At 63.4% G+C, this 15,527-nt stretch carries 17 protein-coding genes; 7 read left to right on the forward strand and 10 right to left on the reverse strand.

Annotated elements, in window-relative coordinates:
- Positions 1–35: 35 nt before the first annotated feature.
- From EB835_RS20205 to ychF, 4 genes are all read right to left on the reverse strand, one after another.
- Positions 36–179 carry a hypothetical protein gene (locus EB835_RS20205; protein WP_168216587.1) on the reverse strand — a complete coding sequence of 48 codons (144 nt, stop codon included), beginning with the start codon at positions 177–179 and terminating at the stop codon, positions 36–38.
- Between the two features lie 348 nt (positions 180–527).
- On the reverse strand, positions 528–785 hold the full coding sequence (locus EB835_RS01255; protein WP_135807675.1) for a type II toxin-antitoxin system RelE family toxin: 258 nt from the start codon (positions 783–785) through the stop codon (positions 528–530).
- 9 nt (positions 786–794) lie between these two features.
- Positions 795–1,040, reverse strand: coding sequence for a type II toxin-antitoxin system prevent-host-death family antitoxin (locus EB835_RS01260; RefSeq protein WP_135807676.1), 246 nt, complete (start codon positions 1,038–1,040; stop codon positions 795–797).
- Positions 1,041–1,118: 78 nt separating this feature from the next.
- Positions 1,119–2,204, reverse strand: a complete 1,086-nt coding sequence (ychF, locus tag EB835_RS01265; protein WP_025778105.1) for a redox-regulated ATPase YchF — start codon at positions 2,202–2,204, stop codon at positions 1,119–1,121.
- Positions 2,205–2,276: 72 nt separating this feature from the next.
- Between ychF and EB835_RS01270 the strand changes: the two genes are divergently transcribed.
- Complete coding sequence (locus EB835_RS01270; protein WP_135807677.1) at positions 2,277–3,473, forward strand: DNA recombination protein RmuC; 1,197 nt, start codon at positions 2,277–2,279, stop codon at positions 3,471–3,473.
- A 72-nt stretch (positions 3,474–3,545) separates the two neighbouring features.
- On the opposite strand, the gene EB835_RS01275 is transcribed toward EB835_RS01270, so the two are convergent.
- On the reverse strand, positions 3,546–4,562 hold the full coding sequence (locus tag EB835_RS01275) for a 4-hydroxy-3-methylbut-2-enyl diphosphate reductase (RefSeq protein WP_135807678.1): 1,017 nt from the start codon (positions 4,560–4,562) through the stop codon (positions 3,546–3,548).
- A 91-nt stretch (positions 4,563–4,653) separates the two neighbouring features.
- Here EB835_RS01275 and xseA point away from each other — a divergent pair, with 91 nt between their 5' ends.
- Positions 4,654–5,961, forward strand: a complete 1,308-nt coding sequence (gene xseA / locus EB835_RS01280; RefSeq protein ID WP_135807679.1) for an exodeoxyribonuclease VII large subunit — start codon at positions 4,654–4,656, stop codon at positions 5,959–5,961.
- Between the two features lie 52 nt (positions 5,962–6,013).
- A complete protein-coding gene (locus tag EB835_RS01285) occupies positions 6,014–6,253 on the forward strand; it encodes an exodeoxyribonuclease VII small subunit (protein WP_101555286.1) in 240 nt (79 codons plus the stop codon).
- 85 nt (positions 6,254–6,338) lie between these two features.
- On the opposite strand, the gene EB835_RS01290 is transcribed toward EB835_RS01285, so the two are convergent.
- Positions 6,339–6,908 (reverse strand): DUF4245 domain-containing protein, encoded by a 570-nt coding sequence (locus EB835_RS01290; protein WP_240688466.1) that lies wholly within the window; start codon positions 6,906–6,908, stop codon positions 6,339–6,341.
- A gap of 198 nt (positions 6,909–7,106) precedes the next feature.
- On the opposite strand from EB835_RS01290, the gene glpX reads away from it, so the two are divergent.
- The 3 genes from glpX to EB835_RS01305 all read left to right on the forward strand — a co-directional run bounded on the left by glpX (position 7,107) and on the right by EB835_RS01305 (position 10,412).
- On the forward strand, positions 7,107–8,231 hold the full coding sequence (gene glpX, locus EB835_RS01295; protein ID WP_135807681.1) for a class II fructose-bisphosphatase: 1,125 nt from the start codon (positions 7,107–7,109) through the stop codon (positions 8,229–8,231).
- A gap of 60 nt (positions 8,232–8,291) precedes the next feature.
- Entirely contained in the window at positions 8,292–8,918 is a 627-nt protein-coding gene (locus tag EB835_RS01300; RefSeq protein WP_135807682.1) for a carbonic anhydrase, read from the forward strand.
- A 90-nt stretch (positions 8,919–9,008) separates the two neighbouring features.
- On the forward strand, positions 9,009–10,412 hold the full coding sequence (locus EB835_RS01305; protein WP_135807683.1) for a class II fumarate hydratase: 1,404 nt from the start codon (positions 9,009–9,011) through the stop codon (positions 10,410–10,412).
- A 190-nt stretch (positions 10,413–10,602) separates the two neighbouring features.
- On the opposite strand, the gene EB835_RS01310 is transcribed toward EB835_RS01305, so the two are convergent.
- Both EB835_RS01310 and EB835_RS01315 read right to left on the reverse strand, forming a co-directional pair.
- The gene (locus tag EB835_RS01310) at positions 10,603–11,910 is read right to left on the reverse strand and encodes a PhoH family protein (protein ID WP_135807684.1); all 1,308 of its coding nucleotides are present in this window, start codon (positions 11,908–11,910) and stop codon (positions 10,603–10,605) included.
- Positions 11,911–12,121: 211 nt separating this feature from the next.
- Positions 12,122–12,883: an isoprenyl transferase gene (locus tag EB835_RS01315; protein ID WP_135807685.1), complete on the reverse strand. Its 762-nt coding sequence runs from the start codon at positions 12,881–12,883 to the stop codon at positions 12,122–12,124.
- 103 nt (positions 12,884–12,986) lie between these two features.
- Between EB835_RS01315 and EB835_RS01320 the strand changes: the two genes are divergently transcribed.
- Positions 12,987–13,772 (forward strand): PAQR family membrane homeostasis protein TrhA, encoded by a 786-nt coding sequence (locus EB835_RS01320; RefSeq protein ID WP_135807686.1) that lies wholly within the window; start codon positions 12,987–12,989, stop codon positions 13,770–13,772.
- A gap of 305 nt (positions 13,773–14,077) precedes the next feature.
- On the opposite strand, the gene EB835_RS01325 is transcribed toward EB835_RS01320, so the two are convergent.
- Both EB835_RS01325 and mca read right to left on the reverse strand, forming a co-directional pair.
- A complete protein-coding gene (locus tag EB835_RS01325) occupies positions 14,078–14,491 on the reverse strand; it encodes a hypothetical protein (protein WP_205749832.1) in 414 nt (137 codons plus the stop codon).
- Entirely contained in the window at positions 14,488–15,498 is a 1,011-nt protein-coding gene (mca, locus tag EB835_RS01330) for a mycothiol conjugate amidase Mca (RefSeq protein ID WP_135807687.1), read from the reverse strand. The genes EB835_RS01325 and mca overlap by 4 nt, the downstream gene beginning before the upstream one ends.
- Positions 15,499–15,527 lie beyond the last annotated feature (29 nt).

Here is a 15,527-nt window from a genome sequence, read left to right on the forward strand (position 1 = left end):
GTCACGCCAGCTTGTCCTGCCGCCTCACGCGGTCCTCAGATGATCCCGTCGATGATTGAACCGTCGGCGCGCGTCGGGTATCTCTTGTGCAGAGCCGGAATCCGCGCCCAGAGCGCCACGAGCATCCGCGGTCGCTCCGCGATCCGTGCGCCAACTGCGTAGAAGCGGGTTGTCGGCACCGCCGCTGGTCACACGTTGAACCGGAACTCCACCGCGTTCCGTAGCCGAATAACCTCGCGTGCTATGTGACCCACTACTTGCCCCAAAGACACACACGCCAGCGCCACCCACGCTGCCATGGGTTTCGAGGGACAATCCCGTCGCGTTGCCCTCAACGGTGCGCCCAAGAAGGTCTGGAAGGTCGTCCTTGATCCAGTTCTCGATCCCCAACACACCCGACGCAACTAGCGGTGACTTGTAATCCCGCCCCTTTTTCACATGGCTAGCCATGGGCCCAGTGCGCTGGTTCGATCTGGGCAAGCTCACGCAAACGAACTCCCCTCCATCATGAGACGGTGGACGTCACCTCAGCGAGACACCTCTCGGCGATGTCCGACCCGGAGCACGAGGACTACCAGCTCGTCATCCTGGTTGTCGTATACGACACGGTAGTCACCGACGCGGATGCGGAACTCTCCCCTACCTCCCTTGAGCTGAATGCAGCCCGGCGGACGCGGGTCAAAGGCGAGGCCATCGATGGCCTCAAGCAGTCGACGAGCCGTCGATTTGTCGAGCTTCCGAATAGTCTTCGCTACCGAAGGGGCGTAGCTGATTGAGTACGGCATCGAACCGGTTCAGAGGCCAAGTTCGCGCATGAGCTCCTCGTGGGAGACTCGCCCCTCTTCATTGCGAGCCTTGGCGGCGCCGCGAACATCAGCTTGGTCCTCCAATGCCTGCAGCGCACGATCAAAGAACTCGGGGGACACGACCACGGCACGGCGACCGGCTCCGCGCGAAGTGATCTCGACGGGCTCTCGCTGCGCCACGGCGATGTAGTCGCTCTGCTGATTACGGAACTGGGAAAGGGTCACGGAAGCCATGGGCTTATGGTACAACTTGCACAAGTTGCGCACAAGCAGACAGTGGACGCGACGTCGAGACGTTGAATCGGAACGCGACTACACGTTGAAGCGGAACTCCACCACGTCCCCATCGACCATGATGTAGTCCTTGCCTTCCATCCGGACCTTGCCGGCGGACTTCGCAGCAGCCATCGAACCGTTCGCATCGAGATCATCGAAGGACACGATTTCGGCCTTGATGAAGCCCTTCTGGAAGTCTGTATGGATGACTCCGGCCGCTTCGGGGGCGGTGGCGCCCTTCGGAATCGTCCACGCACGGGATTCCTTGGGACCGGCAGTCAGATACGTCTGCAGACCGAGGGTATCGAAGCCGACACGAGCGAGTTGATCGAGTCCGCTCTCCTCCTGACCGGTCGACTCGAGCATTTCCCGGGCCTCTTCTTCGTCGAGTTCGGCGAGTTCGGACTCGAACTTCGCGTCGAGGAAGATCGCCTCGACGGGAGCCACGAGGGCGCGCATCTCGTTCTTCTTGTCCTCATCGGCGAGCACCTCGTCGTCGACGTTAAACACGTAGAGGAAGGGCTTGACCGTCATCAGCTGCAGCTCACGCAGGGCACTGACGTCGAACTTGTCGGCCTGCATCGCCTGGTAGAGCGTCCGCCCGCCTTCGAGGATCTCAGTGGCGGCGTCGATCGCGGTCAGTTGCTCGGCCGGTGCGCGCTTTCCCTTGACTTCCTTCTCGATCCGCGGCCGCGCCTTCTCCAGCGTCTGCAGGTCGGCGAGGATGAGTTCGGTGTTGATCGTGTCGATGTCATCGGCGGGGCTGATCTTGCCGTCGACGTGGACGACGTCGTCGTCGACGAATCCGCGGATGACCTGGCAGATCGCATCGGCTTCGCGGATGTTGGCGAGGAACTGGTTGCCCAGGCCTTCCCCTTCGGAGGCGCCGCGCACGATTCCAGCGATATCGACGAAGTCGACGGTGGCATTGAGGATGCGTTCGGAGCCGAAGATCTCAGCCAGTCGCGTGAGTCGCTCGTCCGGCAGTGGGACCACGCCCACGTTCGGTTCGATCGTCGCGAACGGGTAATTCGCCGCGAGAACTTGGTTCTTGGTCAGTGCGTTAAACATGGTCGACTTGCCGACATTGGGCAGTCCCACGATTCCAATAGTCAAAGCCACGGTATCCAAGTCTAGCCGTCGCCGAGGTGGTCCTCGAATTCTCGTGTCAGTGCCCTCTGTCACCCTGGGATCATGAATGCTTTCCCCGCATCCGCAGTCATCATCGTCTTCATCGTGGCGATCGTCCTCGCCGCCGTGCTCGGATTCCTCCTCGGCCGCAGTCTCACCCGTTCCCGCTATCTCGAAAGACTCACTCGCGCCGAGACCACGTCACGCATCCTGTCCGAGCGCACCGAAGATCTCGAGGCCGATGCGCAGATGGCCGGTGAGATCACCGCCGCCATCGGGCCGTTGGCGGCAAGCGTGAAGAATCTGCAGGAGAACCTGCACTCCCAGGACCGCACACAGATCGAACAGATCACCCGACTGAACTCCCAGATCGGGCACCTCAGCCAACAGAACCTCCGCCTCCAGGAATCGACCGGGTCACTGGCCAACGCTTTGAATTCGACGACCCACCGTGGAGACTGGGGCGAGGTCCAGCTCAAACGCATCGTCGAATATGCCGGCCTCCTCCCCCACGTTGACTTCGACACCCAGGTCAGCGCCGAACGCGATGGCAAGCGCCACCGACCCGATATGGTCGTCCACCTGCCCGGCGGCGGCACGATCGTCATCGATGCGAAGACTCCCTTGTCGGCGCGGATGAACGAGGACTCCGTCGAGGCGGCCGACTCCGGCACGGGCGGTCAGGACCATGCCCGCGCCCTGTTGCGCCATGTTGATGCCCTGGCGTCGAAGGAGTACTGGAAGGCGTTCGATGCCTCCCCCGACTTCGTCGTCTGCTTCGTGCCCACCGAGGGTCTGCTCTCCGCGGCCGCGGCAAGCTACCCGAAGATGATCGATCATGCACTGGGCAAGAACGTCGTCCTCGCCTCACCAGCGACTCTGCTGGTGCTGTTGAAGACCGTGGCGCTCAACTGGCGGCAGGCGGACATGTCCACCTCGGCGGCCGAGGTGCTCCGACTCGGCACGGAACTCTACGAACGTATCGGCACCCTTGTCACCCACGTGTCACGGATGGGTGCCAGCCTGGACCGCTCGGTCGAGGACTACAACCGGTTCGTCTCCTCGCTGGAGTCGCGCTTCCTCGTCACCGCGCGAAAGTTCCCCTCGACGGGAATCGTCGCCGACGAGCTCGACGCCGTGGCCGAACTCGATACTCGTTCTCGCGGCATCAGCGCCGAGGAACTCAGTCGGCCGCGGGCCATGGACTTCGATGATCGTGGTCCGACTCATCTGCGCGGTCGGCAGACGGGGACAAGTTGAGAATCGACAGCGTTTGTCGACTCCGTTGAGTCGTGGAAGTCCCCGTCGCGTCACGTAGCGGAATTGCTCAGCTCAGCCGAGTTTGCGCAGTTCCTTCGGCAGCGAGAAGATGAGGTCCTCTTCGGCGGTGACGACCTCTTCGACGGTGTCGAATCCGTATTCGGCCAGCAGCTGCAGCACGTCCTGGACGAGGCTCTCCGGAACGCTCGCACCTGAGGTGACACCGACCGTGGCCACGTCGTGGAACCATGTCTCGTCGATCTCGCGGGCGAAGTCGACACGGTAGGCAGCCTTCGCCCCGTGTTCGAGAGCGACTTCGACGAGGCGAACGGAGTTCGAGGAGTTCGCCGACCCGACGACGATGACGAGATCCGCGTCGGGCCCGATCTTCTTCACTGCAACCTGTCGGTTCTGTGTGGCGTAGCAGATGTCATCGCTGGGTGGGTTCTGCAGATGCGGAAAGCGCTCACGCAGGAGCTCAACGGTCTCCATCGTCTCGTCCACGCTCAATGTCGTCTGGGAGATCCACACCAGCTTCTCGGCGTCAGGCACCTCGATGGTGCGCGCCTCCTCGGGGCTCTGTACCAGAGTGATGTGGTCCGGGGCCTCTCCCATGGTCCCTTCGACCTCTTCATGCCCGGCATGGCCGACGAGGAGAATGCGGAAGCCGTCCCGGGCGAACCGGATGGCCTCCTTGTGGACTTTGGTCACCAACGGGCAGGTCGCATCGATCGTCGACAGCGAACGTTCAGCCGCCTCGACATGGACGGCCGGTGAGACTCCATGGGCGGAGAACACGACTCGAGCGCCTTCCGGGACCTCAGCGGTGTCATCGACGAAGACGGCTCCTCGTTCGGACAGGGTCTCGACGACGTGGCGATTGTGCACGATCTCCTTGCGGACGTAGATCGGTGCACCATAATGCTCGAGCGCGCGTTCGACGGCGATGACGGCCCGGTCGACACCGGCACAGTAGCCGCGCGGCGCGGCCAGCAGCACTCTCTTGTCAGCATTGACCGGAGTGCGGATCTCGCCTGGTGTCAGACGCCGGCGCGGAATGGTCGGGGCAGGTACTGAAACGACAGTCACCCGTTCAGTCTAAGCCGGAGGCCTCTACGGCGGCCAGGAATGGGCTGTGTCAGAGCTGTTCGTTAGGCTGGGGATTCGGAAGGGGACTTAGATGGCGCAAAGAATTTCCGGCACGCCCGGCACGCTCGGCGAATCCGTCGAGCCGAAGGAGCTCGCCGCCACCGCAGCAGAGACCACAGCGGAGAATCCGTGGCCGCTGAGTCTGCTGTCGTCGAAGATGAAGTCCTATATCGATCGCATGTCGAGCGTGTGGATCGAAGGGCAGGTCGTCGAGCTCAATCATCGCGGCAAGGCCAGCTACCTGACTCTGCGTGACACCGACGTCGAGATGTCCCTGCCGGTCCAGGTCTGGAAGAACGTACTCGACCGCACCGGGGCGCCTCTGACCGAGGGCAGCCATGTCGTCGCCAACCTCAAAGCCGACTTCTGGACGAAGACCGGGCGACTGACGATGCGAGCCAACGACATCCGTGCCGTCGGACTCGGCGAACTCCTCGCCCGCCTCGAACGACTGAAGAAGCAGTTGGGTGCCGAAGGGCTCTTCGACCCCAGTCGGAAGCTGCGCCTGCCGTTCCTGCCGAACCGGATCGGTCTGATCACCGGACGGGATTCTGATGCGCAGAAAGACGTCATCCGCAACGTGCACCTGCGCTGGCCTGCCGCCGAATTCGAAGTCCGCAACTGTGCGGTTCAGGGCCCGGACGCCGTCCCCGGCGTGATGAAGAACCTCGCTGAACTCGACGCAGACCCGCAGATCGATGTCATCGTCATCGCCCGCGGCGGCGGCGGCATGGAAGACCTCCTGCCGTTCTCCAACGAAGCGCTCGTCCGCGCTGTGTCTGCAGCCCAGACACCGGTGGTCTCGGCGATCGGACACGAAGCCGACCGGCCGATCCTCGATGAGGTCGCAGACATGCGGGCATCGACGCCCACGGATGCGGCAAAGAGGATCGTGCCGGATGTCGCCGAAGAAGGCATGAATCTGCTGCGCGCCCGAGCCGAGCTCGAGGCCGCTGTCAATCGCATTCTCGACCGCGAACAGGAGATGCTCACCGCCGTGCGTTCGCGCCCGGTGCTCGCCGAACCGCAGACGATGATCACCGCTCACGAGAACGAACTGGCGATGATCCGCCGTCGCAGCCTGCAGGCGACGAACGCATCGGTCGTCCAGGCCCAGAACGAGATCCAGCACCTCCGTTCCCAGGCCCAGTCCCTCTCTCCCCTGCGGACGCTGGAGCGCGGATACGCCGTGGTTCAGACCGACGAGGGACAGGCCGTCCGCAATGCCGACGAGGTCACGACCGGCGACACCGTCCACGTCCGGGTCGCCCATGGTCGATTCGATGCCGCGATCACCGACGTCTCACCGGAAACGGACGATTCGACGACCGACGGATGACCACAGCTCCACACTCCGCCCACATTCCACTCACTCTGCGAAGGAGACACCGATGACCGAACCGACCACCCAACAGGATCAGCCCGATATCAGCACCCTCAGCTACGAGCAGGCACGCGAAGAACTCGTCATGACAGTCAAACGTCTGGAGACCGGCAATCTGCCGCTCGAAGAGTCGCTGCAGCTGTGGGAACGAGGCGAGGCTCTGGCCGACCGGTGCCAATCATGGCTCAATGGGGCACGCGAACGCCTCGACAAGGCTCGTGAGGAGACTTCGGACGACGCCGAGTAGGTCTCGGCTGTTCAGAGGTCAGGCTCAAGCCCAGCCGATGGGCTGAGAGCGCCGTGCCGGCTCACCTCCGGTCAGGCGCCTGACATCACTTCAGTTGGGCGGCCACCTGATCGGCGAAGCTGTTGATGGTGTCCGGTGCAGCGGTGGCACTCATGACGACATACATGTCGCCCTTGTGCGTGACCCAGTATTCCTTCGCCTCTTCGGTGCGGTAGATCTGGAAGTCGGCGCCGCCGACAGTCACCTTCTCGGCGGCGACAGCCTCATCGGTCTTCCGCTTCGCCCAGTTCTCACTCGCTTCGGCCTGTTCGATGCTCACCCATTGGTCCTCGGGACCGATGAACGACATGTACCACGAGGTGTATTCCGAGTCGCCCACACGATCGAGGCTGGCCTCATTCGAGGTCCACCCACGCGGGATCTGCGGAACGATCAGGTCGAAGTCGGCATTGCCCTGCGACTGTTCGGCGATTCCCTGATAGTCGACGACACGTTCGGAGTCGACTTCGGGCTGAGGGGCGAGGAACAGGATCCCGACGGCGACGGCCAGACAGGCGAGGATCGCGATGATCATATTGACCCAGTTCGAGTTCTTGCGCAGGGAGCGCATCTCTTCACGGGACCCCGGCAACATCACTCCGGACTCGTCAGCCATGGACTCTCCCTTGGGACTCTGCGTCGACTCGTCGACGACTGTTCGAGTACCCGTCTCGTCAGCAGCATTTCGGACATTCACACCGCCATTGTCCTCGGCTCGCGCGCGAAGGGCCAATTCCAGCTCAATCGCGTGACTGCGGCCACAAGCGGACACCGCTGTCGCGACCCGGATCACAGGGGTGGCACAATTGGAACCATGAGTGACTCCAAAGAGCCTGTTGACGTGAAATCTCACCATGACCGAGGACGAGTTGATGAGGAGGCTCCACCTGTCGCAGTGACCGACTCATGGTCACAGAAGGCTCAGGTCGAGTCGGACGCACCCGACCGCAACTTGGCCCTGGAACTCGTCCGAGTCACTGAGGCTGCCGCCATCGCCGCCGCACACTGGGTCGGCCGCGGAGACAAGAACGCCGCCGACGGAGCAGCCGTGGCCGCGATGCGCAACGTCATCTCCACCGTCCGCATGGCCGGAACCGTCGTCATCGGCGAAGGCGAGAAGGACGAAGCTCCGATGCTCTTCAACGGCGAGCAGGTCGGCGACGGCGGCGGACCGCACTGCGATGTCGCCGTCGATCCGATCGACGGCACCCGCCTGACCGCGTTGGGCATGCCCAACGCGATCTCGGTCATGGCCGTGACCGAAGACGGTGCGATGTATGACCCTTCAGCCGTGTTCTACATGGAGAAGCTCGTCACCGGCCCCGATGCCGCCGACGCCGTCGATCTGCGTCTGCCGATCGCCGAGAACATCCGTCGCGTCGCCAAGGCGAAGGGAACGAAGGATCCCGCCTCGGTGACGGTGATGATCCTCGACCGTCCCCGCCACCAGCAGATGATCGATGAGATCCGCGCCGCCGGTGCCCGCATCCAGCTCATCACCGATGGCGACGTCGCCGGAGCCATCGCCGCCTGCCGTCCCGGAACCGGCGTCGACATGCTCATGGGCATCGGCGGCACCCCGGAAGGCATCATCACCGCTTGCGCCATCAAGGCGCTCGGCGGAGTCATCCAGGGCCGTCTGTGGCCGCAGGACGACACCGAACGCGAAGCCGCCGCCAAGGCCGGCCTCGACGTCAACCAGGTGCTCAACACCGATGACCTCGTCACCGGAGACAACAGCTACTTCGTCGCCACCGGCATCACCAACGGCGATCTGCTCGACGGAGTGAAGTTCCAGGGCGGCCACGTCACCACACACTCGCTGGTGATGCGGTCGAAGTCGGGGACCGTGCGCCAGGTCTTCGCCGAGCACCAGGCCGCGAAGACGCATTCCTACGTGGAGGCCGCTGAAGAAGCCGCACGCCGCGGACTGGTCTGACCTCCCATCGCACCCGGTCCCGGGCGCGATGCACACAACTCGGAAGCAGGTGCGAAAGCAATGCCCAATCAGGCGTGGAACCGACTCCTCGAGGGAAATCAGCGTTTCGTCGACGATGTCCCTCGACACCCCAACCAGGACACCGCACGACGCGAGTCGCTGTCGGACAGCCAGACCCCGTTCGTCACTCTCTTCGGCTGCTCGGACTCCCGAGTCGCCGCTGAGATGATCTTCGACGTCGGACTCGGCGATATGTTCGTCGTCCGCAATGCCGGACAGGTCGTCGACCCGGTCACCTTGGGATCGCTCGAATACGGGGTCGAGATGCTCGGCACTCCCCTGCTCGTCGTGCTCGGACACGACAGCTGCGGAGCCGTGACCGCTGCCTACAATGCCTACGACTCGGGTGAGACTCCCCCTGGCTTCATCTCCGACGTCGTCGCCCGTATCCTGCCGACGGTGGCCCGGGCCCGGAAGAACGGGCGCACCACGATCAACCAGACCGTCGGGCAGAACACCATGGACACGGTCGACAAGATCATGCAGCTGTCCACGATCATCAGAACCGCCGTCGAAGACGGCCGACTCATCATCGTCGGACTCACCTACCAGCTCCACGACGGCCGCACCACGGTCGTCGCTCAGTACGGAGGCGACGAGGCCGCGGTCTCGACCTACGCCTCCTGACCATCGGCCACCTCGGTGGTCAGCCGCTCAGGCTCTCAACGAGCCTGAGCTCTGCAATCATCTCCCAGGCATCGAACGGAAAGGACAACAATGACCGAAGAATTTCGCATCGAACACGACACCATGGGTGAGGTCAAAGTCCCCAAGGACGCCCTCTACAGTGCACAGACCCAGCGTGCCGTCGAGAACTTCCCGATCTCGGGCAAGACCCTCGAATCCGCTCATATCGCGGCTCTGGCACAGGTGAAGAAGGCCGCGGCGAAGGCCAACGCCGAACTCGGTGTGCTCGACGAGACTCGCGCCACGGCCATCCAGAACGCCGCCGATCAGGTCATCTCCGGTGAGTATGACGCCCACTTCCCCATCGACGTGTTCCAGACCGGTTCGGGAACCTCGTCGAATATGAACACCAACGAGGTGCTGGCCTCGCTGGCGACCTCGGCCCTCGAAGCCGACGGCATCAGCGTTCACCCGAACGACCACGTCAACGCTTCGCAGTCCTCGAACGACGTCTTCCCCACCTCGGTGCACGTGGCCGTGACCAAGGCCCTGGTCAACACCCTCATCCCGGCTATGGACACCTTGGCGACCTCGCTGGAGAACAAGGCGAAGGAATTCTCTTCCGTCGTCAAGTCCGGCCGCACCCACCTCATGGACGCCACCCCGGTGACTCTGGGCCAGGAGTTCGGCGGCTACGCCGCTCAGGTTCGGTACGGAATCGAGCGCATCGAAGCTTCCCTGCCCCGCGTCGCCGAGGTTCCGCAGGGCGGAACCGCTGTGGGCACAGGAATCAACACTCCCGACGGCTTCTCCTCCCGCGTGGTCGAGATCCTCGCAGAAGAGACGGGCCTGCCGATCACCGAGGCCCGCAACCACTTCGAGGCTCAGGCCAACCGCGACGGGCTCATCGAAGCCTCGGGTCAGCTGCGGACCATCGCCTACGGCTACATGAAGATCTGCAACGACCTGCGCTGGATGGGTTCGGGCCCGAACACCGGCCTCGGCGAGATCGCCATCCCCGATCTGCAGCCCGGTTCGTCGATCATGCCCGGCAAGGTCAACCCGGTCATCTGTGAGGCCACTATCCAGGTCGCCGCCCAGGTCATCGGCAACGACGCCGCAGTCTCGCTGTCGTCGACCAACGGAGCCTTCGAGCTCAATGTCGGCATTCCGGTCATGGCCTCGAACCTGCTCGAGTCGATCCGCCTGCTCGCGAACTCTTCGACGGTCATGGCTGAGAAGATGGTCGACGGACTCACCGCCAATGAGGAGCGTGCCCGCTTCCTCGCCGAGGCGAGCCCCTCCATCGTCACCCCGCTGAACAAGGTCATCGGCTACGAAGCGGCTGCGAAGATCGCCAAACACGCGGTGGCCGAGAAGATGACGGTCAAGGAAGCGACGATTGCGCTGGGCTTCGTAGAGAACGGCTCCATCACCGAGGCCGACCTCGACAAGGCTCTCGACGTCACCACGATGATCGGCGACTACAAGTAACCATCGGTCTGACTGACCAGCACACGGCGCCCGGACGATTTCGTCCGGGCGCCGTTCTGTGCTTTCGACCCACGCCAGTGGGCCGACCGCTTACGTCGCCGTCGACCGCTTACCTCAGCGCATGACGCGGCACAGCAGCGCGTACGTGAGCGGTCGGGGAAGTTCCGCCCACAGCAGCGAATCCGGAGGATCAGGATCGGAACGGGTCGAACTCCTCGAGCACATCGGTGACCAGAGCAGCGATCTCCGACCGCTCCGAGCGCGTCAGGGTGACATGAGCGAAGAGATCATGGCCCTTGAGCTTCTCGATCACCGCAGCGACGCCGTCGTGCCGGCTCACTCGCAGATTGTCCCGCTGGGCGACATCATGGGTCAGCACCACCTTCGAATTCATTCCGATGCGTGAGAGCACGGTCAACAGAACATTGCGCTCCAATGACTGTGCCTCATCGACGATGACGAACGCATCATGGAGGGACCGTCCTCGGATGTGCGTCAGCGGCAGCACCTCGAGGATCTCTCTGTTGACCACCTCGTCGATGACGTTCTTGCTCACCAGGGCGCTCAAGGTGTCGAACACGGCCTCCGCCCAGGGATTCATCTTCTCGCCTTCGCTGCCGGGCAGATAGCCGAGGTTCTGCCCGCCGACGGCGTAGAGCGGCCGGAAGACCATGATCTTCGAGTGCTTGTTCTCCTCCAGCACCTTCTGCAATCCTGCCATCAGGGCCAGCGCGGACTTCCCCGTTCCGGCTCGCCCTCCCATCGACACGATTCCCAGCGCATCATCGAGCAGCATGTCGATGGCGATCCGCTGTTCTGCCGATCGGCCGTGGACTCCGAAGATGTCGCGATCCCCGCGCACCATCGATACTCGGTTGCCGCTGCGCACCCGGCCCAGACCAGAGCCGCGCGGTGAGGTGATGACGACTCCGGTGTTGACCACCTCGTCAGAGACCTCATCGGTGACGATCGACCCCGAATCATAGAACTCGCTCATCTGCTCGTCGTCGAGGCCGAGCTCACCCATCCCGGTGAATCCGGAATCGACGGCCAGCTCCGCCAGATACTCCTCAGCATGCAGGCCCAGGGCAGAGGCCTTCACACGCATCGGCACGTCCTTGGTCACGACGACCACATCACTTCCTTCGGCCGAGAGATTGCGGGCCACGGCCAGAATGCGGGTGTCGTTCTCCGTCCGGTCGAAGCCGACCGGCATCGTGGAGGCGTCGATGTGGTTGAGCTCGACCCGCAGCGTTCCACCCGCATCACCGACCGGGATGGGCTGATCCAATCGGTCGTAGTCTGAGCGGAAGTCGTCGAGGATGTGGAGGGCTTTGCGAGCTGTGAAGGCGAGCTCGGGGTGGTTGCGTTTGCCTTCGAGTTCGGAGACGACGATGAGCGGAATGACAACGTGGTGTTCGGCGAAGCGCAGAAGCGCTCCGGGATCCGACAGCAGCACCGAGGTGTCGAGAACGTAGGTGTGGACTTTTTCAGCCATGAGGACCTCTGAGGCGTGAGTTCCGCCGAGATCCGGTTCTGACATCCCCCGATCTCGGGTTGGTGTCGACCAACTACATTCAACCTAACCCGGTTCGCCCCTGCTGGCGGCAGCGGCACGCGTGCTCGGTCAAGTCGAGGTTATGAACTTCGAGTGAATGCGGGAGATCTCAGTCATTCGGCCGGTCAGCAGGGTCCATCACCGGCCCGGCCTATTTGCCGAAGCGACGCTGACGCAGACCGTAATCGCGCACGGCACGGAGGAAATCCGTGCGCCGGAAATCCGGCCAGTAGGCTTCGCAGAAGTAGAACTCGGAATAGGCGCTCTGCCACATGAGGAAGCCGGAGAGTCGCTGTTCTCCCGATGAGCGGATGATGAGGTCGGGATCGGGCTGGCCCTTGGTGTAGAGGTGTTCGCTGATCTGCTCCGGAGACAGCTCGGAGATGATCGCCTCCAGATCCGTGCCGTCATCGGTCCGCGACCGCAGCAAGGACTTCACCGCGTTGACGATCTCCTGCCGACCTCCGTAGCCGACAGCCACGTTGACGCGCATTCCGCAGTCGCCGTTCGTCGTCACTGCTTCCAACCGGGCCCGCAGGTCGGTCGGGAGGATGTCGAGATCGCCGACGAGCTGGACGCCGACGCCGTCGAGCGCGGCGATCTTCTCCACCAGATCCGAGATGATCTCGATGAGGATCGAGACCTCCTCGGCCGAACGCGCGAGGTTCTCTTTGGACAGGACGTAGAGGGTGACGATCTCCACATCGATCTCGTGGCACCATCCGAGGAATTCGACAATCTTCGCAGCTCCGGCCCGGTGGCCGTCGGCGGTCGTCGCCCCGAACTCCTTCGCCCACCGGCGGTTGCCGTCGGTGATGACGCCGACGTGCCGCGGAACCGGAACCGACTTGTCGAGCTCGCGTTTGAGCCGCCGCTCGTACAGCCGGTAGAGCAGGTTCACGGGTCGCGCCACAGCTGTCCTCTTCCATATGAATCTTCGGTCGGGTCGAACACTGTACAGACTACTAGCCGAAGATGCTGAATGAGGCTTCAGGCCCGCTCGCTAATATGGAGTCATGAATGAACCGTTCATCGATTCCTCTCCAGTCGTTCCCGACGGCTCCAGGCCGGTCGGTTCCGCAGGTGCGGATGATGCTCCGCCCGCCGATGACCAGCGCATCGCCCGTCGCCGCTCGGCGCTGCGGGCCGAACTGACGAAGCTGGCCGGTCAGGTCAAACCGAAGCTGCGAGGCTGGTTCCACGCCGGCGCATTCCCGCTGGCGATGCTCGGCGGGCTGGCGCTGGTGATCATCTCCCCAACGGTCGAATCGCGTATCGCGGCTGCGATCTTCGCCATCACCGGCATGCTTCTCTTCGGCACCTCAGCCGTCTATCACCGGGGCCGCTGGCGCACCCGCGTCCGCCTCATCCTGCGGCGGCTCGACCATGCGAACATCTTCCTCATCACCGCCGGCACCTACACTCCTCTGGCCGTGCTGATGCTCCGCACCGACCAAGCGATCTTGCTGCTGTCCGTGCTGTGGGGCGCCGCTGCACTCGGCGTTGCCTTCCGCACGATCTTCACCACTGCACCGAGGTGGCTCTTCGTCCCCATCTATGTCGGCTTCGGTGTTGCCGGAGTCGGCTACATCCCCCAGATCTGGGCGACGAACTTCGCCGTGGGGCTCCTCGTCGTCCTCGGCGGCGTGTGCTATATCACCGGGGCGGTGATCTACGGAATCAAACGGCCGAACCCGTCACCGAAATGGCTCGGCTTCCACGAGATCTTCCACATTCTCACGATCCTCGGCTACGGCTGCCACCTCGCTGCGCTCATCACCGCCGCAGTCGCGGCCTACTGACCTTCGAACACGACACCGCCAGGCGGGCCCAGCACCATTCTGCGTTCCTCACATCTGTTCGCGTCCAGATGTGAGGAACCAGATCTGGTCGTGAGCGTACGCGATGTGGCGAGCAGCGTACGCAATGTGATGAGAGCGGACGCGTACGCAATGCAGCGGGAATTCAGAAGGAGCAGGCGGGCCGGTCACGTTAAGACGGACAGGGTCAGACGCACCGTTGCACTGCACGCATATTGACACCGACTCAAAGCAGTGGGGGCGCAGTCACCAAACGGTGACTGCGCCCCCACTGTTCTCTGGGCGGTTCAGGCGCTGGAGTCCGAAGACAGACCCTCTGGCCCCTTCTCGTCGCCGACTGATGTGCTCTCCCCCGGCTGCTGCCCGGAGGCATCGTCTGTCCCGGCCTCACCGTCCGCGCCCTCGGATTCGCTGTCTGCGTCCTCGGATACGCTGTCTGCGGTCTTCGATTCGGGCGCTTCCGGGCCCGAGAGCTTCGACTGGTTGGGCACCACATGCTTGCGCAGCGGAATCGGGTAGGCATCGCTGGCGCCCGAGCGCGCCCGCACCCGGCGGACACGGCGCAGCGCGTCGCGAATGAGGAAGATCGTCAGGATGACCACTGCAAGTGTGGCCAGGAACCCGATGGTTCCCGGTGTCACCAGATCCGGGTCCGGTGCCCCTCCGTCGGGAGTCGGCGGTGGAGTAGACGCGAGGATCATGCGTGGGAGTCACTTTCGGTCAGGGTGGCGGAATCGGCGTCGAGATCATCGTCGGCCGGCGATTCCGGGAGCATCCCCTCATCGGGGACACGACGACCGTCATCGGAGGTCACGGCCGCAAACAGATCGGTTTCCTGGAAGTCGATCTCCGGGTTCAGCGGCTCACGGTCCGTGAGATCGACTGCCAGTTCGAACTCTTCGGTCGGCCAGTACGTGCGAGCAGCCTTGCGAGAAGCGGAGAAGAAGCCGCCCTCGGGGTCGATCTGAGTGGCGTGGGACAGAAGCGCACGATCGCGGGCCGGGAAGAATTCTGCGCAGGAGATGCGGGTGCTCAGCCAGTTTCGGCGCTGGTTGTCGCGCTTCTTGAAATCCTCAAGATGGTCGGCGAACGGAGACTCGAGTCCCGCCTCGAGCATCTTCTCGTGGATGGTGATCCATTTCTTCGCCGAAAGATCCTGATTGTAATAGATCTTCTGCACCTGCCAGGGCTCACCGAGCTCGGGGTGGGAGGACGCGTCGGCGGCGGCCTCGACGGCGGCCATGGTCACTGCGTGGTTCTTGATGTGGTCGGGGTGAGGATAGCCGCCGAGTTCGTCATAGGTGGTCACCACCTGTGGGCGGAAGGTGCGGATGATATGGACAAGAGGCAGCATGGCCACCTCGTCCGGGACCCGATAGAAGCATCCGGGAGGCGTCTGATTGTCGAAATCCCCGTCGGGCAGCCCCGAATCGACGTGACCGACCCACACATGTTCAGCGCCGAGAGCTGCGGCCGCGGTGGCCATCTCTTCGCGGCGGAGCCCGGCGATATCTCGACTGGCTTTCGGACTCTGCAGCAGAGCGGGGTTGAGGATGTCGCCGGCCTCACCGCCGGTCATGGTGGCGATGAGCACCCGGGCGCCCAGAGAAGCGTACTTCGCGCTCGTTGCCGCACCCTTGGAGGATTCGTCGTCGGGGTGGGCATGGACGGCCAGCAGGCGCAGCCCATGGTACGGAAGCGAAGTCATATCCTAAATGTCCCTTTCGATTCAGCCTG

Origin of the sequence: Brevibacterium sp. S22 (assembly GCF_004745485.1) — a bacterium.
Taxonomy (GTDB): domain Bacteria; phylum Actinomycetota; class Actinomycetes; order Actinomycetales; family Brevibacteriaceae; genus Brevibacterium.